Source organism: Mesorhizobium sp. LSHC420B00, assembly GCF_000503055.1.
Taxonomy (GTDB): Bacteria; Pseudomonadota; Alphaproteobacteria; order Rhizobiales; family Rhizobiaceae; genus Mesorhizobium.
The window spans coordinates 150150-172558 of record NZ_AYVY01000019.1; the positions used below are offsets into that span (position 1 = coordinate 150150).

16 protein-coding genes are annotated in these 22409 nt (G+C 62.6%); 3 read left to right on the forward strand and 13 right to left on the reverse strand.

What is annotated here, in order from left to right; all coding sequences use genetic code 11:
* Nucleotides 1-28: 28 nt before the first annotated feature.
* From X760_RS62890 to X760_RS62910, 5 genes are all read right to left on the reverse strand, one after another.
* Nucleotides 29-406 (reverse strand): DoxX family protein, encoded by a 378-nt coding sequence (locus X760_RS62890; protein ID WP_023720860.1) that lies wholly within the window; start codon nt 404-406, stop codon nt 29-31.
* A gap of 59 nt (nt 407-465) precedes the next feature.
* A complete protein-coding gene (locus X760_RS62895) occupies nt 466-924 on the reverse strand; it encodes a carboxymuconolactone decarboxylase family protein (RefSeq protein ID WP_023720861.1) in 459 nt (152 codons plus the stop codon).
* Nucleotides 925-937: 13 nt separating this feature from the next.
* Nucleotides 938-1456, reverse strand: a complete 519-nt coding sequence (locus X760_RS62900) for an Rrf2 family transcriptional regulator (protein WP_023720862.1) — start codon at nt 1454-1456, stop codon at nt 938-940.
* A 103-nt stretch (nt 1457-1559) separates the two neighbouring features.
* A complete protein-coding gene (gene preA, locus X760_RS62905; protein ID WP_023720863.1) occupies nt 1560-2873 on the reverse strand; it encodes an NAD-dependent dihydropyrimidine dehydrogenase subunit PreA in 1314 nt (437 codons plus the stop codon).
* A 2-nt stretch (nt 2874-2875) separates the two neighbouring features.
* Nucleotides 2876-4240 (reverse strand): NAD(P)-dependent oxidoreductase, encoded by a 1365-nt coding sequence (locus X760_RS62910; RefSeq protein ID WP_023720864.1) that lies wholly within the window; start codon nt 4238-4240, stop codon nt 2876-2878.
* Between the two features lie 412 nt (nt 4241-4652).
* On the opposite strand from X760_RS62910, the gene X760_RS62915 reads away from it, so the two are divergent.
* Entirely contained in the window at nt 4653-5429 is a 777-nt protein-coding gene (locus X760_RS62915) for a VOC family protein (RefSeq protein WP_023720865.1), read from the forward strand.
* A 117-nt stretch (nt 5430-5546) separates the two neighbouring features.
* Here X760_RS62915 and X760_RS62920 read toward each other — a convergent pair whose 3' ends face one another.
* On the reverse strand, nt 5547-6053 hold the full coding sequence (locus X760_RS62920; RefSeq protein WP_031194518.1) for a hypothetical protein: 507 nt from the start codon (nt 6051-6053) through the stop codon (nt 5547-5549).
* A gap of 181 nt (nt 6054-6234) precedes the next feature.
* Here X760_RS62920 and X760_RS62925 point away from each other — a divergent pair, with 181 nt between their 5' ends.
* Nucleotides 6235-6627: a DoxX family protein gene (locus X760_RS62925; RefSeq protein ID WP_023720867.1), complete on the forward strand. Its 393-nt coding sequence runs from the start codon at nt 6235-6237 to the stop codon at nt 6625-6627.
* A 4-nt stretch (nt 6628-6631) separates the two neighbouring features.
* Here the strand turns inward: X760_RS62925 and X760_RS62930 are convergent, their stop codons facing one another.
* Nucleotides 6632-9073: an FAD-dependent oxidoreductase gene (locus X760_RS62930; protein ID WP_023720868.1), complete on the reverse strand. Its 2442-nt coding sequence runs from the start codon at nt 9071-9073 to the stop codon at nt 6632-6634.
* 79 nt (nt 9074-9152) lie between these two features.
* Entirely contained in the window at nt 9153-10691 is a 1539-nt protein-coding gene (locus X760_RS62935) for a trimethylamine methyltransferase family protein (RefSeq protein WP_023720869.1), read from the reverse strand.
* 218 nt (nt 10692-10909) lie between these two features.
* On the opposite strand from X760_RS62935, the gene X760_RS62940 reads away from it, so the two are divergent.
* On the forward strand, nt 10910-11500 hold the full coding sequence (locus X760_RS62940) for a transglycosylase SLT domain-containing protein (protein ID WP_023720870.1): 591 nt from the start codon (nt 10910-10912) through the stop codon (nt 11498-11500).
* 15 nt (nt 11501-11515) lie between these two features.
* Here X760_RS62940 and X760_RS62945 read toward each other — a convergent pair whose 3' ends face one another.
* The 5 genes from X760_RS62945 to X760_RS73800 form a co-directional block, all read right to left on the reverse strand.
* Entirely contained in the window at nt 11516-13927 is a 2412-nt protein-coding gene (locus X760_RS62945) for an ABC transporter ATP-binding protein (protein WP_023720871.1), read from the reverse strand.
* Between the two features lie 79 nt (nt 13928-14006).
* Entirely contained in the window at nt 14007-15164 is a 1158-nt protein-coding gene (locus X760_RS62950) for an ABC transporter permease (RefSeq protein WP_023720872.1), read from the reverse strand.
* A 12-nt stretch (nt 15165-15176) separates the two neighbouring features.
* Entirely contained in the window at nt 15177-16211 is a 1035-nt protein-coding gene (locus tag X760_RS62955; protein ID WP_023720873.1) for an ABC transporter permease, read from the reverse strand.
* A 221-nt stretch (nt 16212-16432) separates the two neighbouring features.
* Nucleotides 16433-18085: an ABC transporter substrate-binding protein gene (locus X760_RS62960; protein ID WP_023720874.1), complete on the reverse strand. Its 1653-nt coding sequence runs from the start codon at nt 18083-18085 to the stop codon at nt 16433-16435.
* A 260-nt stretch (nt 18086-18345) separates the two neighbouring features.
* Nucleotides 18346-22374, reverse strand: a complete 4029-nt coding sequence (locus tag X760_RS73800) for a translocation/assembly module TamB domain-containing protein (RefSeq protein ID WP_245278657.1) — start codon at nt 22372-22374, stop codon at nt 18346-18348.
* Between the last annotated feature and the right edge of the window lie 35 nt (nt 22375-22409).

Genomic DNA, 22409 nt, shown 5'->3' on the forward strand with positions numbered 1-22409 from the left:
CGCGGCTACATCTACGCGGCAATCGCTTTCAAAGCGACTGCGCGATCAGCGCCAGAAATCCTCCGGTTAGCGCGACGTTGCCGACAAAGCCATTGATGCGGGACGCGCGCTCGGGACCCTGATGATCCCAGAAATTATGGAACATCGGCGTAGCAACGACAAGGAACAACACCAGGCACAGAGCGGCGGCAGCGGTCCAGATGCCCGCGATCACCAGTGCTCCGGTGACGGTCTGCAGGACGATCCCCAGCCAGAGCACCAGCCGCGCCTGCGGCACGCCGCGCGTCGTCATCAATTGGGTCAGGAACGCCGCGTTCTGGATGTTGCGCAGGCCGGCAAAGACAAAGGCGCCGCCGAGCAGCAGGCGGGCCGCGAATAGAATCTCACTATCAAAGCTTGAAAACATGCTGTTGGTCCTTGGGCAGAAAAGAGGCGCACGACGCAGGCCGCGCGCCTGGTCCATGCTCAAGCGGCCATGACCGCCGGCATCGGATGGATTGCATGGAACGGAACGCAAAGTCGGTTCCAGGTGTTGATCATGCCGAGTGCAACCGACAGCTTGATCAACTCCTGCTCCGAAAAATGCTCGAGCGTCCTTGCGTAGAGTTCGTCCGAAACACCGTTGTCGGCGATCCTGGTCAGCGCGTCGGTCCAGGCAAAGGCTGCGCGTTCGCGCTCTGAAAATAGCGGCGATTCCTTCCAGGCGGAGACGAGATAGAGCCGCTGCTCGCTCTCGCCGTCGTGGCGCGCCTCGCGGCTGTGCATCTCGACGCAATACGAGCAGCCGTTGATCTGCGACGCCCTGAGCTTGATCAGATGCAACAGGCTTTTTTCGAGCCCGCATTCGTCGACTGCCTTGTTGAGCGCCGACACCGCCTTCATGATCTCCGGCGCCGCGCCGAAAAATTGCAGCCTCTCTTTCATCGTTTTTAGCCTTTCATGCTTGCTTGGTTGAACTTGATTTCTGCGGACGCTGATGGCGCTCGACGAAGGCGCAGTTGGCGGCGACCGAACGGGGATCGGCATCGGCCGTGTATTCTGCAACGATGTCGGACAACCGGGCGTCGGCGAGCGCTGCGCGGTAGGCACGCTCGGCCTTCAGCATCGCCACCTTGATGCCGCAGGGTTTGACATAAACCGAGGCATCGAGCCTGGCGGGGCCGCGCTGGCGGATTTCGGCGCAGCGAAAGGCCGGTTCTCGCCCTTCGACGGCCAACACGATATCGAGCAGCGTAATGCGTTCCGCCGGCCGCGCCAGCCGGTAGCCGCCGGACGGCCCCGGAACCGATTCCAGAATGCCCGACACCGTCAGCATGTTGAGATGCTTGAGGAGATAGCTCGGCGACAGCCCGAACGCTTCCGCCATGGCAGCACCCGGCATGGTCGCGGCGCCATCAACGCCAGCAAGCATCGCGGCGCAGTGGATGGCCGCTTCGACGCCCTCACCCAGCTTCATTTCGCTCTCCTAGTCATGGATATAGATTATCGTGGATAATCTTTATCCGCAATAGGGAAATTAAAAAAGCGGCGCCCGTGAACGCCGCTTTTTTTTCGCAATGCTATTCCGCCGCCACCTTGGCCATCGGGTTGTTCGGATGCGTCGTCCAGTTGGCGTAGATCGGTGACACCGGCTTGCCGGTGCGCTGGTCCATCACGCCGACCGCCAGCGGCTCCATGGTGATGCAGTTCTCGACCGGGCAGACATTGACGCAGAGATTGCAGCCGACGCATTCGGCCTCGATCACCTCGAAATGCCTGACGCCGTCCACCATGCTGGTGATCGCCTGGTGCGAGGTGTCCTCGCAGGCGATGTGGCAGCGGCCGCATTTGATACAGGCGTCCTGGTCGATATGCGCCTTGGCGATATAGTTGAGGTTGAGATACTGCCAGTCGGTGACGTTGGGCGTGGCGCGGCCGACGATGTCGTCGAGCGAGGCATGGCCCTTCTCGTCCATCCAGTTTTCCAGGCCGGCGATCATCTCCTGCACGATCTTGAAGCCATAGGTCATTGCCGCCGTGCACACCTGCACATTGCCGGCGCCGAGCGCCATGAACTCGGCGGCGTCGCGCCAGGTGGTGATGCCGCCGATACCGGAGATCGGCAGGCCATGCGTTTCCGGGTCGCGCGCGATCTCGGCCACCATGTTCATCGCGATCGGCTTCACCGCCGGACCGCAATAGCCGCCATGCGAACCCTTGCCGTCGATGGTCGGCTCCGGTGCGAAATTGTCGAGATTGACGCCGGTGATCGAATTGATGGTGTTGATCAGCGACACCGCATCGGTGCCGCCGGACAGCGCAGCGCGTGCCGGCTTGCGTATGTCGGTGATGTTGGGCGTCAGCTTGGTGATGACCGGCATGCGGGTGTTGGCCTTGCACCAGCGCACCACCATTTCGATGTATTCCGGCACCTGACCGACCGCCGCACCCATGCCGCGTTCCGACATGCCGTGCGGGCAGCCGAAATTGAGCTCGATACCATCGGCGCCGGTCTCCTCGACCACCGGCAGGATCGCCTTCCAGGCATGCTCCTCGCACGGCACCATCAGCGAGACGACGATCGCCCGGTCGGGCCAGTCCATCTTGACCTGCTTGATCTCGCGCAAATTGACCTGCAGGTCGCGATCGGTGATCAACTCGATATTGTTCAGGCCAAGCAGGCGACGATCAGCGCCCCAGATCGCGCCATAGCGTGGCCCGTTGACGTTGACGACCGGCGGACCCTCTTCGCCGAGCGTCTTCCAGACGACACCGCCCCAGCCGGCCTTGAAGGCGCGGATGACGTTGTAGGCCTTGTCGGTCGGCGGCGCCGAGGCCAGCCAGAACGGGTTCGGCGATTTGATGCCGACGAAATTGTTGCGGATGTCTGCCATGCTCATGCCCTCCCGTTCGAGGTCAGTGCCCGATGAATGCTTTCCGCCGCGTCGCGGCCTTGCGCGACGGCCGAGACGGTCAGGTCGTCGCCGCCAAAGATGCAGTCGCCGCCGGCCCAGACGTTTGGCAGCGAGGTGCGGCCTTCGGCGTCGACCTTGATGCGGCCGGCTTCCAGGTCAAGCAAAGCCCCGCTGCCGTTGAGCGCAGCCGGGACAAAACTCTGGCCGATCGCCTTGAACACCTGGTCGGCGGTCAGTGTCAGCCGCTCGCCGGTGCCGACGAGCCGGTCGCCGTCCATCGCGGTGTATTCGAGCTCGATCGCCGACACCTTGCCGCCATCGGCAATGACCCGCTTCGGCTGCAGCCAGTGCCGGATGATGACGCCGTTGGCAGCGGCCAGGTCCTGCTCGAATTCGGAGGCGTTCATGTGCTCCGGGCCGCGCCGGTAGCAGATCGTCACCTCTTCGGCCCCGAGCAGCTTCGATTGCACCGCCGCGTCGATCGCCGTCATGCCGCCGCCGATGACGACAACACGCCGGCCGACCGGCAGGCTGGCCAGATCGCTGGCCTGGCGAAGCTCGGCAATGAACTCGACAGCATTGGTGACGCCTTGCGCCTCCTCGCCATCCGCTCGCAAGGCATTGACGCCGGCAAGCCCCATGCCGAGGAACACCGCGTCGTAATTCCGGGTCAGGTCCGACAGCTGGTAATCACGGCCGAGCGCCTTGCCGTTCTGGATGTCGATCCCACCGATCGACGTGACATAGTCGACCTCGGCCTGGGCGAAATTGTCCACGCTTTTATACGCGGCGATACCGTATTCATTAAGGCCGCCGGCCTTCGGGCGGGCTTCCAGAATGGTCACTTCGTGGCCGTAGCGGGCGAGCCGATGCGCGGCCGCAAGCCCGGCCGGTCCGGCGCCGACCACGGCGACCGTCTTGCCGGTCGGTTCGGGGCGCTTGTAGAACTGCTTGTTTTCGGCCATGGCGACATCGGTGGCGTAGCGCTGCAGGCGACCGATCTGCACCGGCTTGCCTTCGGCCACCTCGCGCACGCAGACTTCTTCGCACAGCGTCTCGGTCGGGCAGACGCGGGCGCACATGCCGCCCAAGATGTTCTGGTCGAAAATCGTCTTGGCTGAGCCGATCGGATTGCCCGTCGAAATCTGGCGGATGAACAGCGGGATGTCGATCGAGGTCGGGCATGCATTCATGCACGGCGCGTCATAGCAGAAGTAGCAGCGGTCGGACTCGACCAGCGCCTCGTGGTGATCGAGCGGCGGATGCAGGTCGGCGAAATTATCGGCGTATTGTTCCGGCGAAAGCCGCCCGCCGGCAATGCCTTGCTTGAACTGGCCTTCTGGCATCGTCAGTTCCCCATGTTCTTGTTTTGGGGAAGGCTAGCACGTTTTGTTTTTTTATCAATTGGTCAATTTTCGGCGCAAGCGACTGAAAAGCTTCAACAAACATGACTGCAATAATCATGTTTTTCCAAACGGCCATATACGTCACGAAGCAGGTACGGAACCGCATTCAGGAGCGTTGCCATGGATCAACCTGATCTCGTCGCACAGCGCGACAAGTTCGGAAGTGAGCGACATCCGGCGCATGGATCAACAACCCCTCGTTGACTGCAAGCAAAGTCGAAAACCACAGGGCGCGCAACCCGGTAACATTTCCGGTTTGCCGTCATCTTTTTTGGTTGGCTGTCGGATTTTCGTCGTGAAGATCGTCCTAGAATGGATCGCGCATGATCGAAAAACCGCAAGGAGCAGGACAATGCCACAGTCCCCCATGCCCTTCTTCTGGTACGAGCTGATGACCACCGATCTCGACGCCGCCGAGGCGTTCTACACCGCCGTGGTAGGCTGGCGGGGGCAGCCTTTCGACGGGGCGCCGGGCATGCCGCGCTATATCGTCATGAATGTCGGCGAGCGCGGCGTCGGCGGGCTGATGACGCTGCCCGATGACGCGCGCAAGATGGGAATGCCGCCGGCCTGGATCGGTTATATCCTCACCAGGGATGTCGATGCCGCAACGGCCTCCCTCAAGAAGGCTGGTGGCGCGGTTCACCGCGAGCCAGACGACATTCCGGGCGTTGGCCGCTTCGCCGTCGTTGCCGATCCGCAAGGCGCGATGTTCAACTTCCTGCAGCCCAGCGGTCCCGACCAGCCGCCGCTACCATTGGCGACACCCGGCAACATCGGCTGGCATGAGCTCTACACATCAGACTGGAAGGCGGCGTCCGATTTCTATTCCAGTCAGTTCGGCTGGGAGAAGGGCGACGCCATGGATATGGGTCCGATGGGCGTCTACCAGCTTTTCGCCTTCGGCGGCGAGCCCGTTGGCGGCATAATGAACAAGCCCGAGCAGATCCCGATGCCGGTCTGGCAGTTCTATTTCAACGTGCCCGGCATCGACGCGGCAGCCAAGCGCGTCACCGACAATGGCGGCAAGATCCTGATGGGTCCGATGGAGGTCCCCGGCGGCAGCTGGATCGTGCAGTGCACAGACCCGCAAGGCGCCCATTTCGCGCTAATGGCACCGGTGCGGTAGCAACGTCGCGTCGCGATTGGCGAAACCGGCAGCAAAAACCGATCTCCCCCCTCGTGGGGGAGATGTCCGGCAGGACAGAGAGGGGCGCTGTCCCTCCAACCTTACGCTCTTTGAGAACTATTCCGGCGTCAGCACGGAAACTTTGAGATCGGGCTTCTTGGCGCCGCTGAGCTGGATGGTCGCCGGGCCGGCGGCTAGCTTGAAGCGCACGCTCTTGCGGATCCCCGGACAGGTTTTTATACCACTGAAAGCCGCCGACTTCACGGCTTTACCGTCCTGAACGACATCGATCCAAGCCTCATCAGACAGGCTGATCTGGAGCTCTCCCTCCGGGGGCACGGCCACGCTCGCCATCGCGCCGAATGTACCGGCTGCCGGCGCGCGTTCCGGCGGAACGGTGAAGCTGATCGTGCCGACCGGCGCCAACGCCACATCTGCAGCCTCGCCGACCGAAAGGTCAGCGCCGGACTGCGCGGCGGGCGCCGCCGCAAACAGGGCCTCCTCGCGCGTCACCGGCCATTTGAAGGCAGCACAGCCGGCATCGTCGGCCGTGGCGACGCTGGTGCCTGCAAGGATGGCGAATAGGCTGACGACGACTTTTCTCATGGCAAACGGAACCCACATGGTTTGGAGTGTCTGGATATCACTACAACTATAGCATTTAAAATACAACCCTGGAGAGAAAAATATTAAAAGAACGAGGAACATTTCCAATCAATGATTGTGGCTGGCGGGCCATGCGAAGTGAATGGTCCCCTGTCGGGCGATGATCTATGGCCGGTTCGGGGGTAAAATGGAGTCTTAGATGAAGCTTTTCGACGGTCTTGTCAGATATCAGCTGCAGGCTCTGGCCGCATTGCGCTTCGTGACGGCACTGCAATTCATCGAACATGGTACGCAAAAGCTGTTCAATTTCCCCGTCGGCGACCATGCCGGCGCCCTGAGCGGGCTATCGCTGACCGCGGCCATCCTGGAATTCGCCGGTGGCATCCTGCTGGTATTGGGGCTTTTCACTAGGCCGGTGGCATTCCTTCTCAGCGGTGAGATGGCGATCGCCTATTTCATGGCGCACATGCCGCGCGACTTCTTCCCGGTCAACAATGGTGGCGATGCGGCAATATCGTTCTGCTTCATCTTCCTCTATCTGGTATTCGCCGGCGCCGGCGCATTGGCGCTGGATAACCGCCGCAGCGCCTGAAACCTCACCCACGCATCCGCTCGAAGTTCGCGTCGAACAGTGGGACCGGCTGCATGCGCGCAACATGGCGTTTGCCCAGAAGCTCGATCTCAAAACCGTCGACTTCGTCGGCAATCTCTTTCGGCACATAGCCGATAGCGACGGATTTTTTCGAATGATGCGCATAGCCGCCCGACGTGACCCAGCCGCGCACGGCGCCGCCATGCCAGATTGGTTCGTCGCCGATGACGTCGGCATCGACAGCATCGACGACAAAGGCCCGCAGCCGCAGTCTGCCGCCTTGCTTGCGCTCTGCCAGCGCCGCCTGCTTGCCGATGAAATCGGCCTCCTTGGCATAGGCGACGAAGCGATCGAGGCCGGCCTCCAGCGGCCCATAGATCGGCCGGTATTCGCGCGCCCATGAGCCGTAATTCTTTTCCAGCCGCAATGCGTTGAGCGCTCGCGAGCCGAACAGGCCGATGCCGAATTCTTCGCCCGCCGCCATCAGCGCCTGATAGGCGGCGCGCTGATATTCCGGCGCCACCCAGATCTCGTAGCCGAGATCGCCGGTGTAGCTGACACGCCCGACCAGACACGGCGCCATGCCGATGTCCATCTTGCTGATGGCCATGAACGGAAAGGCCGTATTCGACACATCAGATCGTGTGACCTTTTCAAGAAGGTTCCGCGTGCTCGGCCCGGCGATCGATAAGCCGGTGAGTTTTGCTCCCAGCGCTTCGATACTGACCGAGCCGTCCTTCGGCAGATGCGCTTCGAACCAGCGCATATGGTACTGCTCGGCGACGCCGGAGCCGGCCAGGAACCAGCCGTCCCTTTCCGAATTTGGGCTGCTGAGATTGGCTAGCGTGAAATCGCCAATCAGCCTGCCGTCTTCCTTCAGCATCGGCGCCAGCGTCATGCGGCCGGGCCTTGGCAGCTTGCAGGCAAGCAGGCGGTCGAGCCAGGCTGCAGCGCCCTCGCCCGTCACCTTGTATTTGGCGAAGCTCGAAATCTCCGACAGGCCAACGCCTTCTCGAACGGTCTTGACCTCATTTGCGACATGCTCGAAATCGCTCGAGCGCCGCCACGAGAACTCGTCCCTCACGCCTTCCGGCGCATACCATAGCGGCACTTCCAGCCCATAGGCGACGCCCCATTGCGCGCCTTTGGCCGACAGGAGATCATAGACCGGTGTGGTCTTGAGCGGCCGTCCAGCGGGCAGTTCCTCGTTGGGGAAGCGGATCGAAAACCGCCGCGAATAGTTTTCGCGCACCTTGGCGTTGGTATAGGCCATCGTCGCCCAGTCGCCGTAGCGCGACACATCCATCGCCCAGATGTCGGCGCCGGGATCGCCCTCGATCATCCAGTTCGACAGCGCCAGCCCGACGCCGCCCCCCTGTGAGAACCCGGCCATGACACCACAGGCCACCCAGAACCCCGGCAGGCCGCGCACCGGCCCGACCAGCGGATTGCCGTCCGGCGCGAAGGTGAAGGGCCCGTTGATGATCTGCTTGATACCGGTGTTCTGGAAGGCCGGGAAATGCCGGAAGCCGACCTCCAGCGATGGCGCGATGCGGTCGATGTCGGGCTCGAGCAACTCGTGGCCGAAGTTCCACGGCGTCTGGAACTCGGACCATGGCTTGTTGGCCTTTTCGTAAGTACCCATCAGCATGCCGCCGCGCTCCTGACGCAGATAGAGCTCGCCATCAAAGTCGACTGCATGGATGATTTCCGTGCCGGTCTTCTGGTTCCAGGCGGCGACTTCCGGCATGTCCTCGGTGATCAGGTACATGTGCTCCATCGCCAGCACCGGCAGCTCCAGCCCGACCATGCGGCCGACCTCGCGCGCCCACAGGCCGCCGGCGTTGACGACATGCTCGGCCACCACCTCGCCCTTGTTGGTAATGACGCGCCACAGCCCGTCGGCGCGCCGCACGATGTCCTCGACCTTGGTGAAGCGCTCAACCTCGGCCCCAAGCTTCCTCGCGGCCTTGGCGTAGGCGTGGGTAACGCCGGATGGATCGAGATGGCCATCCTCGTTGTTGCGGACGGCACCGACGAACTGCTTGGGATCGAGCAGAGGCATCAGTTCGGCGGCTTCGGCCGGCGATATCTCCTCGAGCTCGATGCCGAGATAGCGGCCCTTGGCGACAACGCCGCGCAGCCAGTCGAGCCGCGCCTCGGTCGCCGCCAGCAGCACACCGCCGGTCAGATGCACGTCGGTCGCCTGGCCGGACAGTTCCTCAATCTCCTTGTAAAGCGAGATCGTGTATTTCTGCAGCTTGGCGACATTGGGATCGCCGTTGATCGTGTGCATGCCGCCGGCCGCGTGCCAGGTCGAGCCGGAGGTCAATTCATCGCGCTCCAGGAGCACGATGTCGGTCCAGCCGTGCCGGGCCAGATGGAACAGCACGGAGCACCCGACGACGCCACCGCCAATAACCACGACCTTTGCATGTGATTTCATGGGATTCTCGTCATTTCAAAGAGTTGGATGGGTTTCATGATTCTGGAAGAGAAGAAGATGAATCCGAGAAGAGTGGTGCTTAAGGCTCGCTCTGCCCGATCGCTTCCTTGCGCTTGGCTAGGTACGCCTCCAGCGCCTCGCGCCTGGAGATTTCCATCACCGGCTCGGCGTAGTCCTCCAGCGCCTTCTTCCACAGCCTGGTCGCACGCGACGTGGCGTCGAGCCCACCGGCCTCCTGCCAGGCCTCGTAGTTCTGCCAGTTGGACAGTATCGGCTGGTAGAAGGCCGTGGCGTAGCGCTCCAGCGTGTGTGGCTCGCCGAAGAAGTGGCCGCCGGTCGGAACCGCACCCAGAGCCTCGACGGCAAGCTCGGCCTCGTTGACTTCGATCGGGCGCAAAAACTCCATCATGTGCTGGATCATCTCGACGTCGATGATGAACTTTTCGAACGATGCAGTTAGTCCGCCCTCCTGCCAGCCGGCGGCGTGATAGACGAGGTTGCCGTGGCCTAGCACCGCGCCCCACAGCGCCATCAGCGTCTCATAGGCGCCTTGCGCGTCGGCGGCATTGGAGGCTGAGCCCGGTGTCGTGCGATAAGGCAGCTTGTAACGCCGCGCCAACTGTCCGGACGCGATGTTCGCCTTGGTATTTTCAGGCGTGCCGAAGGCCGGCGCGCCCGATTTCATATCGACATTGGAGGTGAAGGCGCCATACATCACCGGCGCGCCGCGACGGACGAGCTGCGTCAGCACAACGCCAAACAGCGCCTCGGCATTCTGCTGGGCGAGCGCGCCGGCAAGCGTCACCGGGCTCATCGCTCCCATCAGCGTGAACGGCGTCACCGCCACCGACTGGCCGAACTCGGCCATCGTCATCAGCCCCTCGGCCATCATCTCGTCGAAGCGGCGCGGCGAGTTGACCGAAATGATCGTGGTGACCCCGGGATCGTCGCGCATCTCGTCAAGCGTCAGTCCGCGCGCGATTGCCGTCATCTTGATGCCGTCGAGCGCCCTGCCACGGCCGATGGCCGAGACGTGAAAGCTTTTGTCCGTCAGCGTCAGATTGGCGAAATAGGTGTCGAGATGACGGGAATTCGCCGGCAATTCCACCGGCGCGCAGACCTGGTTGCCGAGCATGTGGATGCAGTTGAAATGCTGCGCCAGGCGGACGAGATCGGAATAATCGCGCAAATTGCCGGCACGGCGGCCGCGCTCCATGTCGTGCACATTGGGCGGCCCGGCGACGAGCGTGAAGTTGATGGTATTGCCGCCGAGGTGGACGGCATGGGCGGGATTGCGCGGCGTCAGAGTGTAGCTGGACTGTGTCGTCTTCAGCGCTTCCTCGATCATGCCGCGATCGATGCGGACGTTCATCGAGGCATGATCGACCTTGGCCCCGGCCTTCTCGAACAGCGACAGCGCCCGCGGGCTCATCACCTCGATGCCGAAATTCTCCAGGATATGCATAGAGGCTTCATGGATCGCCTCGATCTGGTCGGCCGAGAGCATCGCCATCGGCGGATAAGGGTTTGTCACCCGCCTGAGCGGCAGTTGCGGGATGGCGGTCGGTCCCCTGTTGCTCGTTCGCTCGGCGCCGCGCTTGCGTCTTGGTTCGCTCATGCGGCGCATCAAAGCGCCGGCACGAGGATCGAGCTGTCAAGAATCCGCCACCTGCGGGCGTGATTTTAGCCAAGGCGCCATTCCGGGAATTGCATATCGGTAAAAGCGACAACAAACGTCGGAATCTTCATACTTCCTCAGCGCCTGCCAAAGCGGCCGACGAGCCGTTAAGGAACGCCGCAAGATTCCTTTTATGTTTTCGGCCTAATGCTCTTCCAATGCGTAGGTCGAGTTTTAGTAAAATTGTAGCGATTGCCGTGCCGCTGACGCTTTCGGCATGCGCGACGCCGCCGAACCACATCAACGATGTCTGCGCCGTTTTCGACCAGAACGATGGCTGGTTCGACAACTGGCAGGCGGCGGCACAGCGCGCCGAGCAGAAATATGGGGTGCCGGTCCCCGTGCTGATGGCGACGGTGCGCAAGGAATCCGGCTTCAAGAGCAACGCCAGGCCGCCGCGCACCAAGCTGCTGGGCTTCATTCCCTGGAAACATATCTCCAGTGCCACCGGCTTCTCGCAGGCGCTCGACGGCACCTGGGCGCAATACCAGAACGAGACCGGCAGTTGGGCGGCGCGCCGCACCAGGTTTGCCGATGCCGTCGATTTTGTCGGCTGGTATCATTCCAAGACCGCCGACACGCTCGGCGTCGCCCGCAACGACACCTACAATCTATATCTCGCCTACTATCTCGGCTGGAATGCCTATAAGCGCGGCAATCGCGGCGACGCCGAGGTGCAGCGCTATGCGCACGCCACCGAACAGATGGCGCAGGACTACGCCGCGCAGCTACGGCAATGCGCGCGCTAGCACATCAGCGGCATTTTAGCCGCCCTTGGGTCTGCGCGGCTTGCGCGTGGCGTTCTCGGCCTGGCGGCCGTCGCCGACTGTCGGCGGCGTGATTGGTGCCACTGCGCTATCAGCAGAGCTTGAGATGCCGCCGGTCTCTGAAACCTCGTCGCGAACCTCGTGACGGCGGGCTTTGGCGACCGCTTCGGCATTCTCCGCTGCCTGACCCTCGGCATCGGCTTCAACGCTGCCAGTCTTGCCATGCGGGCGCTTGGGCGGATCTCCAGCAAAGCCCGGGCCAACACCGTGGTTTGCATCATCCGGCACGCCCTCATTCGCCGCGTGTTCCTTGTCGAATTTAATCACCGGCTCCATTTTTGCCAGCACGTCGTCGGCCAGCCAGCACAGGCTCATATGACCGTCGCCGAGATTTTTGACCGGCGGCACCGTAGTTTCGCAAAGATTGTCCGGCACAAGTTTCTTGTAGCCGCAGCGCGTCTGGAACGGGCAGCCCGAGGGCGGGTTCATCGCCGACGGAATGTCGCCTTCGAGCACGATATGCCTTTTCACCACGCTGGTATCGGCAATCGGGATCGCCGACAGCAGCGCCTCGGTATAGGGGTGATAGGGCGGCGAAAATATCTGGTCGGTCGTGCCTTGCTCGACGATATAGCCGAGATACATGACGACGACGCGGTCGGCGATGTAGCGCACCACCGACAGATCGTGGCTGATGAACAGCATCGTGGTCTTGTTCTTGCGCTGGATGTCCATCAAGAGTTCGGTCACCGCCGCCTGGACGGACACATCCAGCGCCGAGACCGGCTCGTCGGCCACCACCACCTTGGCGTCGCCGGCAAAGGCCCGCGCCACGCCGATGCGCTGTTTCTGGCCACCTGAAAGCTGGCGCGGCTTGCGCGTCTCGAATGCCCTTGGCAGCTTCACCAGATCGAGCAGTTCCAGCATCCGCTTGCGGCGGTCGGCCACCGTGTCGCCGACATTGAACTTTTCCAGCGTACGGATGATCTGCGAACCGACCGAATGGCTGGGATTGAGTGTGTCGAACGGATTTTGGAACACCATCTGGATCGACGACACGGTGTCGACGCTGCGCTTCTCGATCCCGGTCGACTGGATTTCCTTGTTGCCCAGCTTCACGCGGCCGGAGCTTGCCGTTTCGAGGCCGAGCAATACCTTGGCCAGGGTCGATTTTCCGCAGCCGGATTCGCCAACGATAGCGACGGTCTCGGATTCGCGCGCCATGAAAGAGATCGTCTCGTTGGCCTTGACGACACGTCCTTCGCTCGAGCCGAACACTTCGCTGCCGCCGACTTTGTAGTACTTCCTGAGGTCTTCGATCTGGAGCACCGGCGCACCGGGCACCACGCGCTCGTTGACTTTCTTGGCGCCAGGCGGCAGCGCCTCCCAGTCGATCTCGTTGAAGCGTACGCAGCGCGAGAAATGCCCGTCATGGCCTTCGACCGCGATCATCGGAATTTCGGCGGCGTTGCAGACGCCCTCGACGAAATGGTGGCAGCGCGGGCCGAAATTGCAGCCCTTCGGCCGCTCGTGCGGCAGCGGCAACTGCCCCGGAATGGATATCAGAGGCCGCGAATTCTTGTCGGCGCCCGGCAACGGGATCGAGCGGAACAGGCCTTGCGTGTAGGGATGGCGCATCCGGTCGAAGACGTCCTTGATCTTGCCCGTCTCCACCGCTTCGCCCGAATACATCACCGTGATGCGGTCGCAGGTCTCCAGGATCAGGCCGAGATTGTGCGACACGAAGATCATCGAGGTCCCGAACTTCTCGCCCAGCCCCTTGACCAGATCGACGATACCGGCCTCAACCGTCACGTCGAGCGCTGTCGTCGGCTCGTCGAGCAGAAGCAGCGCAGGCTTCGACAGCAGCGCCATGGCAATGACGATGCGCTGCTGCTGGCCGCCGGAAAGCTGGTGTGGGTAGGAACGCATCATGCGCTCGGGATCCGGCAGCTTCACCGCGCGCACCATTTCCAACGCGCGTTTATAGGCTTCATCCTTCGATACCTTGTCGTGGATCAGTGGCACTTCCATCAGCTGCTGGCCGACCTTCATCGCCGGGTTGAGACTGGCCATCGGCTCCTGGTAGATCATGGCGATCTTGTTGCCGCGGATGGCGCGCAGTTCCTCGTCGGACAGTTCTCCCATGTCCTTGCCTTGGAACTTGATCTTTCCGCCGACGATCTTTCCGATGTTCGAGAGGTCGCGCATGATGCCGAGCGACACGGTCGACTTGCCGCAGCCGGATTCGCCGACGATGCCCATCGCCTCGCCGGGCATGACCGTGCAGGAAAAATCCATGACGGCCGGGATCTCTCCCTTGCGGGTGAAGAAGGAGATCGACAGGTTCTCGATCTCGATGATCGGCCCATTGGTCGGCTTGGCGGGATTTCGAACTGCCTCATTCATGGGTCGCTCCAATCCTTGTTCTGCAGGCATGTCGGGCCGAACCCGGCATCGATCTTTCCCGGTTCAATCTTTCCCGGCATCAATCCTTCATCGACTGTTCGCGCAACGAATCCGCCAGGAGGTTGAGGCCGAGCACGAACGACATCAATGCGATCGTCGGCGGCAGCGCCGGGTGGATGAAAGAGCGCAGCAGCCGGCTGGCATCCTTGATCGCCGTGCCCCAGTCCGGGCTTTCCGGCGCCAGCCCCAGCCCGAAATAGCCGAGCGTGCCGAGCAGGATCGTAGTGTAGCCGATGCGCAGGCAGGCGTCGACGATCAGCGGCCCGCGCGCATTGGGCAATATCTCCCACAGCATGATGTACCAGGGCGATTCACCGCGCGTCTGCGCCGCCGCAACATAGTCGCGCGTTTTGATATCCATGACCAGGCCGCGCACGATGCGGAACACGCCCGGGCTGGAGGCGAACACCACTGCCACGAAGATGTTGAGCTGGTTGGGATCGATGTGGATGATCTTGAACGGATCGGCGTCGAAGACAAGGCCGGCATAGATCCAGCCGCCAACGACCAACGTCAGGCCAAGCAGGATATAGAGGCGGTCGGGCCGGTTCTTGTAGCGCGTCCAGAACAGCACGCTGAAGAAGATGATCGGGAACAGGAAGAACAGCCCGGCCATCGCGTAGGGGATCGGCGTGTCCATGATGCCTGGCGTCACCAGGAGGTAGAACAGCAGGATCACCGGGAAGGCCAGCACCAAATTGGCGAGGAAGGAGAGCACCGTATCGATCCTGCCGCCGTAATAGCCAGCCGGCAAGCCGAGCGTGATGCCGACCATCAGCGCAAAGCCGGTTGCCGCCGGCGCGATGATCAGCACGATCTGGCTGCCATAGACCATGCGGGAGAACACGTCGCGGGCGAGCTTGTCGCCGCCGAAATAGTATACAAGTTTCGACGCCGGCTCGATCGCGCCCGGCAGCACGTCCTTCATGATCGGCACCTGGGCGAGCGGATCGAAGGGCGCGACGGTCGATGCGAAGATCGCCGTGAACAGCCAGAACAGGCAGATGCCGACGCCGACGATGCCGACGCCGCTGTCGAAAAGCTGGCCGTAAAGGCCAAGCTTCTTCTTGTAGCCGAAGCTCGCCCCCATCACCAGGGCGAGAGCGATCCAGACCGGCCAGAAGCGGGTAAGCACGCCGAGTACGACGTTGAAGGCGCTGAGATATTCGACCTGCATCCGCCCGGTCTCCTATTGAACTCTGATGCGCGGATTGAGGAACGCGTAGCCGACATCGGAGATGAGCTGTGTGATCAGGACGATAAACACCGAGACCAGCGAGCAACCGAGCAGAAGATCGATGTCGTTGTTGCCGGCCGCCTCGACCAGCGTGTAGCCGAACCCCTGGTAGCGGAACATCACCTCGACGATGACGACGCCGGTGAGCAGCCAGGGGAACTGCAGCATGATGACCGTGAACGGTGCGATCAGCGCGTTGCGCAGAGCGTGCTTTACCACCACGCTGCCGAAGGAGAGGCCCTTCAGCCGGGCGGTTCGGATATATTGCTGCGTCATCACCTCGACCATCGAGGCGCGGGTCATGCGGGCGATGTAGCCGATGCCGTAGATCGCCAGCGTCATCACCGGCAAGGTGAAATTGTAGAAGGTGATGCCCTGGCTGGCCGAGGCCGCCGAGCCGTTCAGCACGCCGAGCCAGGAGGCGAAGATGACGGTGAAGATGACGCCCGAAACATATTCGGGCGTCGCCGTCGAGGCGATCGAAGCCACCGACAATGTGCGGTCGGTGCGTGAGCCCTCGCGCATGCCGGCAAGAATGCCGATCAGGAGCGAGACCGGCACCATAACCGCAAGCACGCAGAGCATCAGGATGCCGGTGGCGCTGAGCGCCGGAAAGAGTTTCGAGGCGACCGTCGTCTTGAATTTGGTCGAGCAGCCGAAATCGCCTTGCAGGATGCCGGAAAATGTCGGCACGACCGGATCGTTGCAGAAGGAGAAACGCTGCGCTGGCTTGCCTGTCGCCGGGTCGGTCACCGGCTGCTTGGGCACGACGCCCAGCCATTGTCCGTAGCGGACAAAGAAATTCTGCCGATAGCCATGATTGACCAGCCAAGCCTCGAGCTGCTCGGCCGATGTGTGCATTTCGGTTTGGCTGATCGCGAGCTTCTTCAGATTGGGCCCGAGATTGACCAGGAAGAAGACGATCATCGTCAGGCACAGCATCGTCAATGCCATGGTGCCGAGACGCCTGATAACGAAAGAAAGCATGGCGGTCCCCTGCCGGTCGGGTTGGGGGGTGGAACCGGTTTGCAAGCCGTGCCCTGCCGCCAGCGGCAGAACAAGCCTTCAGACCAGTCCCAGATGCAATACCCTTTTTATTGCAGACCCCGGCCGAAGAGTCCGCAACTTTTTGCTGCGCCGACTTCCGGTCCAAGGACCATGCAACCAGCGAGAGAAAGGGGCCAGACGCCCCTTTCCGGATCGTCCGGTCAGGCCTGGTCGAGCCAGACCTTACCGTAGTCGCGCTCGAAGGTCGGGTGCATCTTGTAGTTCTGCACCGCCTTGACCGAATGGCTGTAGAGCTTGCGCCAATAAGGCTGGATGATAATACCGGAATCCTGCAGGATCTGCTCGATATCCTTCATCATTTCCTTGCGCTTGGCGGCGTCGGCAACTGCCAGCGCAGCGTTGAGCTTGGCATCCCACTCGGGATTCGACCAAGCCGTCTCGTTCCAGGCTTCACCTGTACGATAGCCGATCGCCAGAACCTGGACGCCGAGCGGCCGCATGTTCCAGTTGGTCATCGACAGCGGATACTTCGTCCAGTCGTTCCAGAAGGTCGAACCCGGCAGCACCGTACGCTTTACCTTGATGCCGGCGTCGCGCATCTGCGCGGCGATCGCATCGCCGGTGTTCTTGTGCCAGTCTTCGTCGACCGTGATCAGCTCGTGCTCGAAATCGGCTTGGCCGGCTTCCGCCATCAGCGCCTTTGCCTTGGCCGGGTCGCGAGCAACCTTCGGCAATTCGTAGTATTCCGGATGGATCGGGGCGACATGGTGGTTCTCGGCAACCGTGCCGGCATTGCCGTAGCCGAGCTGGAGGACGACAGCGTTGTCGACCGCGAGCTGCAGGGCGTTGCGAACCTTCTGGTCGCCGTAAGGCTTGTTGGTCACATTGGTGCGGCAGACGATCGTCGAGGCGGTGACGACCTCGGACTTTGCCAGGTCCATGCCGTCGAGGATCGACACATAGTCGGCCGAGGTTTCGAAATTGGTGTGCACTTCGCCAGCTTCGAAAGCGCTGACCATCGCCGCCGGATCGGTGCCGTAGTCGATGAACTCGATGCCGTCGAGGAAGACCTCGCCATCCCACCACTTGTTGTCTTCACGACGCTTGTAGACCACTTTCTGGCCGACATCGTAAGAGACCAGCTCGAACGGCCCAGTGCCGATCGGGCAGGACTTGAAGTCGCCGCCTTTTTCGTCGAACGTCTTGTGGACGATGAGGCCGGGATAGTCGCACACGTTGGGAATGAGGGCGATATCGGGCTTGCTGAGCGTCAGCTTGATCGTGTGGTCGTCGACCTTGGTCACCGCGCTCTCATCCAGCTTGTCGTCCTTGACCAGCGAACCGAGGCGACCGGGCATAGAATTGCCTTCGGCCTTCTTGTCGGCCCAACGCTTGAGGTTGAAGATGACGTCGTCTGCGGTGAACGGATCGCCGTTGTTCCAGGTGACGCCTTTGCGCACATGCAGCGTGTATTCGGTAGCGTCGTCATTCACGTCCCAGCTCTCCAGCAGATAAGGGCGGAATGTGTATTCGGTGGTATATTTGACCAGCGGCTCGAGCGCCTGACGCTCGGCATTGGCGATTTCCGACCAGTCGGACTTGCGCGGATCCTTCGGATCCTTGATCCACTGCGCGACCTTCAATACGCCGCCTTTCTTGCCCTGGACCTCTTCCGCCTTGGCCGGCGTGGGGTCTGCAAGGCCAAGCATGCCATATGCCATCGCCGTCGACGCACCGAAGACGCTGGCGAGAGCCAGAAATTCGCGACGATCCATCTTGCCTGCCTTGGCGTCTTCGGCCATGGCCAGGATGTGATCGGGAACGCGGTCGCCGTTACTCTTGTAGATCGTCATGACTAACTCCCATTGTTGGCTTTCTGCCTTTTAACATTCCGCATTCGCGCCATGATGTCAAAGACGGCACGGATTGGGAACATGCCAAGGAATGTGCAACTTTGAAAGCAGGGCGGTTCGCGCGATAACGACAGTCTTGGCGCAAATTTGCTACTGCGCCAGGGATTTCGCGCGAAATCTCCACGGACAATTAAACCGGGACATTTGCTGCTGCGCCGCTCGTTCTTCGGGCAACCAACTGTTCTGCGCGAACAGCCGTTTCAATATTCCCGTTCATAGAAAACACCGCCTTTGGCTTCGCCGGCGTCGGTTGCCTCCCCACGCAGCTTGACGCCGCGCCCGACGTCGAGATCGACGGTTGCCTTGCCCGAGCCGGGCCTATCGCCCTTCTGGATCGTCACGTAAGTGCGGTCGTTGAGATACTTGCCCGCCGAGACGGCGGTGCCGCCCTCTTCGTCGGTGATTACGTCGAGATCGTCGACGCCGATCGCGCTGCGCAGGTTCTGCAGCAGGGAGGTCGAGCCGCCGACGCCGGCCAGTTGTCCGGCAGCCTCGGCAAGCTGCGCGATCTGCAGCGGCGACAGGTTCGACATCGAACGGCCGAAGATCAGCTGCGCCAGCACCTCGTCCTCCGGCAGCGCGGGTACCGAGGAGAAGGTGAATTTCGGGTTGGTCGCCTCGCCCGACACCACGATGGTCACGGTGGCGCTGGTTGTCTTGGATTGCGCCGTAAGGTTGAGGTAGGGCACCAGAGAGCCCGAGAAGCCGACCGTGCCTTCGGTGAAGGTCAGCCGCTTGGCAAGGATCGTCAGCCGCCCGCGCCGCAAGGTGAAGGTGCCGACCGCCTGGGGTGACGATGCCGGACCGGTCAGCCGCAGCGAACCGCCGAGCTCGGCGTCGACGCCCCTGCCCTGGATGAAGATCTGGCTCGGCGCATTGATCGTGACGTCGAGGTTGAGGCCACTGCCGCCGCCACCGCTGCTTGCAGCGGCCGGGCGCAACGCCTTGTCCTGCGCACGCACGGCTGCCGGCGCATTCTTGTGCTTGACGTTGAGCTCGGCCAGCGAGCCGGGCAGCTTTTCGGGTACGGTGATGACGGTCTTGGCCAGGTTGACGGTACCGGAAATCACCGGCCCGGAGGTGAGCGGTCCCTTGATGGTCAGGTCGCCGCCGAGGTTAGCAGTGACCACCTTGCCGTCGGTATAACGGCCGTCGACCAGTTTGACCGACAGGTCGGCTGGGAAACCCTTAGCCGGATCGATGCCGACGGTGCCGCTGGCCGAAAGGCTGCCACGCGTCGACAGCGTGCCGGTCAGGCGGTTGATCCTGGCCACGCCACCACCGATAGCGACATCGGCGGTGATGTCGTTGATCGCAAGCCCCGAGCGCGCGTCGACCAGGCGGGCGCCTGACGTACGGACCGTGCCTGAGATCACCGGCGACGTCGCCGGGCCGCGCACCTGCACATCGACGTCGGCCGTGCCGCTCAAGGACAGGCCTTGCGCGGCGAGTGTCCTGGTGAGGAAGGCGAACGGCACCTTGCCGGAAAAGTTGAGATCAAGGGTGGGCGCGCCTGATGTCGTCATCGTGCCGCCGCCCTTGAGGCCAAGGCCGGCGGCATCGCTCATGTTGGCGTCGAAGGTCAGTCTGTTGCCCGAATACGTACCTGAAGACGAAACGCCCATGCCGCCGAAACCTGCACCGCGGGTCTGCGACGTCTGAACGCCTGCGGCGTCGATCTTGAAGGCGACGGCCGGATTGGCCGGCGCGCCCGTCACCTTCACCGTGCCCGAGACGGAGCCGGCGGCATCGAGGCCAGGCGAAAAACTGTTGGCTATCGAGATCGGGACGCGGGCCAGCGTCGCGTTGAGGTCGAGCGCCTGCCCAGCCTTGCCCGTGACCGTCGCCGTTCCGCCGCCGAGGTTGAGCACCAGCCTGTCGAGGCTGGTCACTCCATTGGCGATGTTGATGGTCGAGGCCTGGGCGATAGCCGCCTTGATGCCGCGAATGGTCGCCTCGCCGGAGGCAAGTTCGACCGTCGTCGTGCCCTTGACCGCCCTGACCCGGCCGCCGGCCTTCAGCGGAATATCCTTCACGGTGGCGCCACCGGAGAAACCGGTCCATTCGCCGTCGCGCTTGAGATCGACGTCGACACCACGGATAACCGTGCCGCCGGAAGTGACGCTGTCGGCACGGATTTTTCCGGAGATCACCGGTGCCGCCAGGTAGTTGGCGATCAGCGCATCGATGGTCACGGCCTTGGCCGAGACATCGCCGCGCGAGATCGAGCCCGTCGTCGCCTTGATGGCGACCTGCGGCACGGCGCCAGCCTTGGAGAAGGCGATCGTGCCGCGCACATCGCCATCGGCCTTTTCCAGTGCCAGGGCAGCAAGCGGACCGATATCGGGCAGGTCCAGTGCTACCGTACCGACCGGCACGAAGGCATCGTCGAGCGCCAGGTCGCCGGAAATACGGTTCTTGCCCAGCGACAGCAAAAGCCCGTTGATGGCGCGTTTGCCGTCCGATGTCGCCAGCACGGCACTACCCTGCAGCGACTGGCCCGCGACATTTCCGGTGAGTTGTACATTCGCCGCCGGGTTGGCGGCATCAGCCTTGCCGGTGGCGGTGAGCTTCAGTCCGGTGATCTCACGCGCCGCCACCGAAAGCCTATCGCTGTTGACAGTCAGCGACAGATCCGGCGCGGTGCTGGCGCCTTGCGCATTCAGCGCGAAAGAAATAGCGCCTTTGGCATCCTTGGATAGCAGCGAGACGTCGCCCAGCGCGCCTTTGACGTCGGCGCTCAGCTTGTTATCGGCAAGGCTCGCCTGCCCGTCTGCGGTCAGCGCGCCTGATGACAGCCTGATCGCGTTGGCGGTGACATTGCCGTTGGCGTCCCGCTTCAGCGCGGCACTGAGTTGCGTCCGCTCGGCGAGCATGCCACGCGCCACTACCGGCAGCGCCGCCGACGCGGCATCCGCCTTGAGATTTAGATCGATGGCGCCGTCGGCCAGCGAGACCCGCCCGTTGAAGCCGCTGTTCAACGCGTCGCTGGTCACGGTGCCGCTATCGATGATGACAGCGTCGGCGGCAAGGCTGCCGGCGACTTTGGCAGTGACCTTGCCGGCGATCAGCGGCGCGACGGTCGGATTGTCGAGGCCGATTTTTTCGGCGGTCACCGAGCCGGAGATCGGCCCGCTCCGGGCTTTCACGTCGAAGCGGTCGGAGTGCAGCGCAAGCGTGATGCCCTCGATCTTAGCTAGATTGGTGGCGGCCGATGGCAGCGTCGCGGAGATGTCGAGCTTCGGCTGGGTGCCCTGCCCGGCCGCCTTTAGCGACAGCGTCTGCAGCTCGAGCTTGATCGGGCTCTCCTTGCTGCCGAGCGAAAGCGGCAGGCTCGGGCCGGTGGATGCGAGGTCGAGCGAGAAATCGCTGGCACCGTTCGGATTGATGGTGCCGGCTGCCTTGCCGGAGATTTTCTCGCCGGCAAGCGTCGCATGCTCGATGGCGACGCCGCTGGCCGACGAGAAACGGCCAGCCGCATCGAGATTGAGCGGCCCGAGCCCGGCCCGCCGGGTCTGGCTGGTTTCGCCGCCGCTGAGCTGGGCGTTGAAGCGAATGTCGGGGGCAGCCGACGATCCCGTGACTTGCGCGGTGCCGCTGAGCGCGCCCACGGCATCGAGGCCCGGTGAAAAATCATTGGCAAGTGCTGCCGGCACCGCCGACAAGGTGGCAGCGAGATCGAGCGTCTGGCCAGCCGTACCCGACACGGCAACCGAACCACCGCCGACACCGAGCGCCAGTTTCTCTATGCTCACCATGCCATTGGCGATTGTCAGCGTCGATGGCTGCGCGACCGCTGCCTTGATGCCGCGGATGGTCGCCTCGCCGGAGGCAAGCTCGATGCTGGTGATGCCGTTCGCAACCCTGACCCGCCCGGCCGCGCTGGCCGGAATGCCGGCGACCGTGGCGCCGCCGCTAAAGCCGGTCCAGTCGCCATCGCGCTTCAGGTCGACGTCGATGCCGCTGATCACCGTGGTTCCGGAGGTGATCGTGTCGGCCTTGATCTTGCCGGAGATCGCCGGGGCTTTGAGATAATTGGCGACCAGAGCGTTGACGGCGATTGTCTTCGCCGCCAGTTCGCCGCGCGAAATCGCGGCGCTCGTCGCATCGATCGCGACCGTCGGCGCACCATTGTCATTCGCGAAACGGATCGTGCCACGCACGTCGCCGGCTACCGTTTGGGCGGCAAGTCTGGCCAGCGGAGCAATATCCGCGGCATCGAGGTTCAACGTGCCGAGCGGCAGCAGGTTGTCGTCGAGCCCGA

What these genes read in the sequence shown, in the direction of transcription:
- X760_RS62890 (WP_023720860.1), bottom strand. Translation starts at nt 406, where the DNA reads ATGTTTTCAAGCTTTGATAGTGAGATTCTATTCGCGGCCCGCCTGCTG.
- X760_RS62895 (WP_023720861.1), bottom strand. Translation starts at nt 924, where the DNA reads ATGAAAGAGAGGCTGCAATTTTTCGGCGCGGCGCCGGAGATCATGAAG.
- X760_RS62900 (WP_023720862.1), bottom strand. Translation starts at nt 1,456, where the DNA reads ATGAAGCTGGGTGAGGGCGTCGAAGCGGCCATCCACTGCGCCGCGATG.
- preA (WP_023720863.1), bottom strand. Translation starts at nt 2,873, where the DNA reads ATGGCAGACATCCGCAACAATTTCGTCGGCATCAAATCGCCGAACCCG.
- X760_RS62910 (WP_023720864.1), bottom strand. Translation starts at nt 4,240, where the DNA reads ATGCCAGAAGGCCAGTTCAAGCAAGGCATTGCCGGCGGGCGGCTTTCG.
- X760_RS62915 (WP_023720865.1), top strand. Translation starts at nt 4,653, where the DNA reads ATGCCACAGTCCCCCATGCCCTTCTTCTGGTACGAGCTGATGACCACC.
- X760_RS62920 (WP_031194518.1), bottom strand. Translation starts at nt 6,053, where the DNA reads ATGTGGGTTCCGTTTGCCATGAGAAAAGTCGTCGTCAGCCTATTCGCC.
- X760_RS62925 (WP_023720867.1), top strand. Translation starts at nt 6,235, where the DNA reads ATGAAGCTTTTCGACGGTCTTGTCAGATATCAGCTGCAGGCTCTGGCC.
- X760_RS62930 (WP_023720868.1), bottom strand. Translation starts at nt 9,073, where the DNA reads ATGAAATCACATGCAAAGGTCGTGGTTATTGGCGGTGGCGTCGTCGGG.
- X760_RS62935 (WP_023720869.1), bottom strand. Translation starts at nt 10,691, where the DNA reads ATGAGCGAACCAAGACGCAAGCGCGGCGCCGAGCGAACGAGCAACAGG.
- X760_RS62940 (WP_023720870.1), top strand. Translation starts at nt 10,910, where the DNA reads ATGCGTAGGTCGAGTTTTAGTAAAATTGTAGCGATTGCCGTGCCGCTG.
- X760_RS62945 (WP_023720871.1), bottom strand. Translation starts at nt 13,927, where the DNA reads ATGAATGAGGCAGTTCGAAATCCCGCCAAGCCGACCAATGGGCCGATC.
- X760_RS62950 (WP_023720872.1), bottom strand. Translation starts at nt 15,164, where the DNA reads ATGCAGGTCGAATATCTCAGCGCCTTCAACGTCGTACTCGGCGTGCTT.
- X760_RS62955 (WP_023720873.1), bottom strand. Translation starts at nt 16,211, where the DNA reads ATGCTTTCTTTCGTTATCAGGCGTCTCGGCACCATGGCATTGACGATG.
- X760_RS62960 (WP_023720874.1), bottom strand. Translation starts at nt 18,085, where the DNA reads ATGACGATCTACAAGAGTAACGGCGACCGCGTTCCCGATCACATCCTG.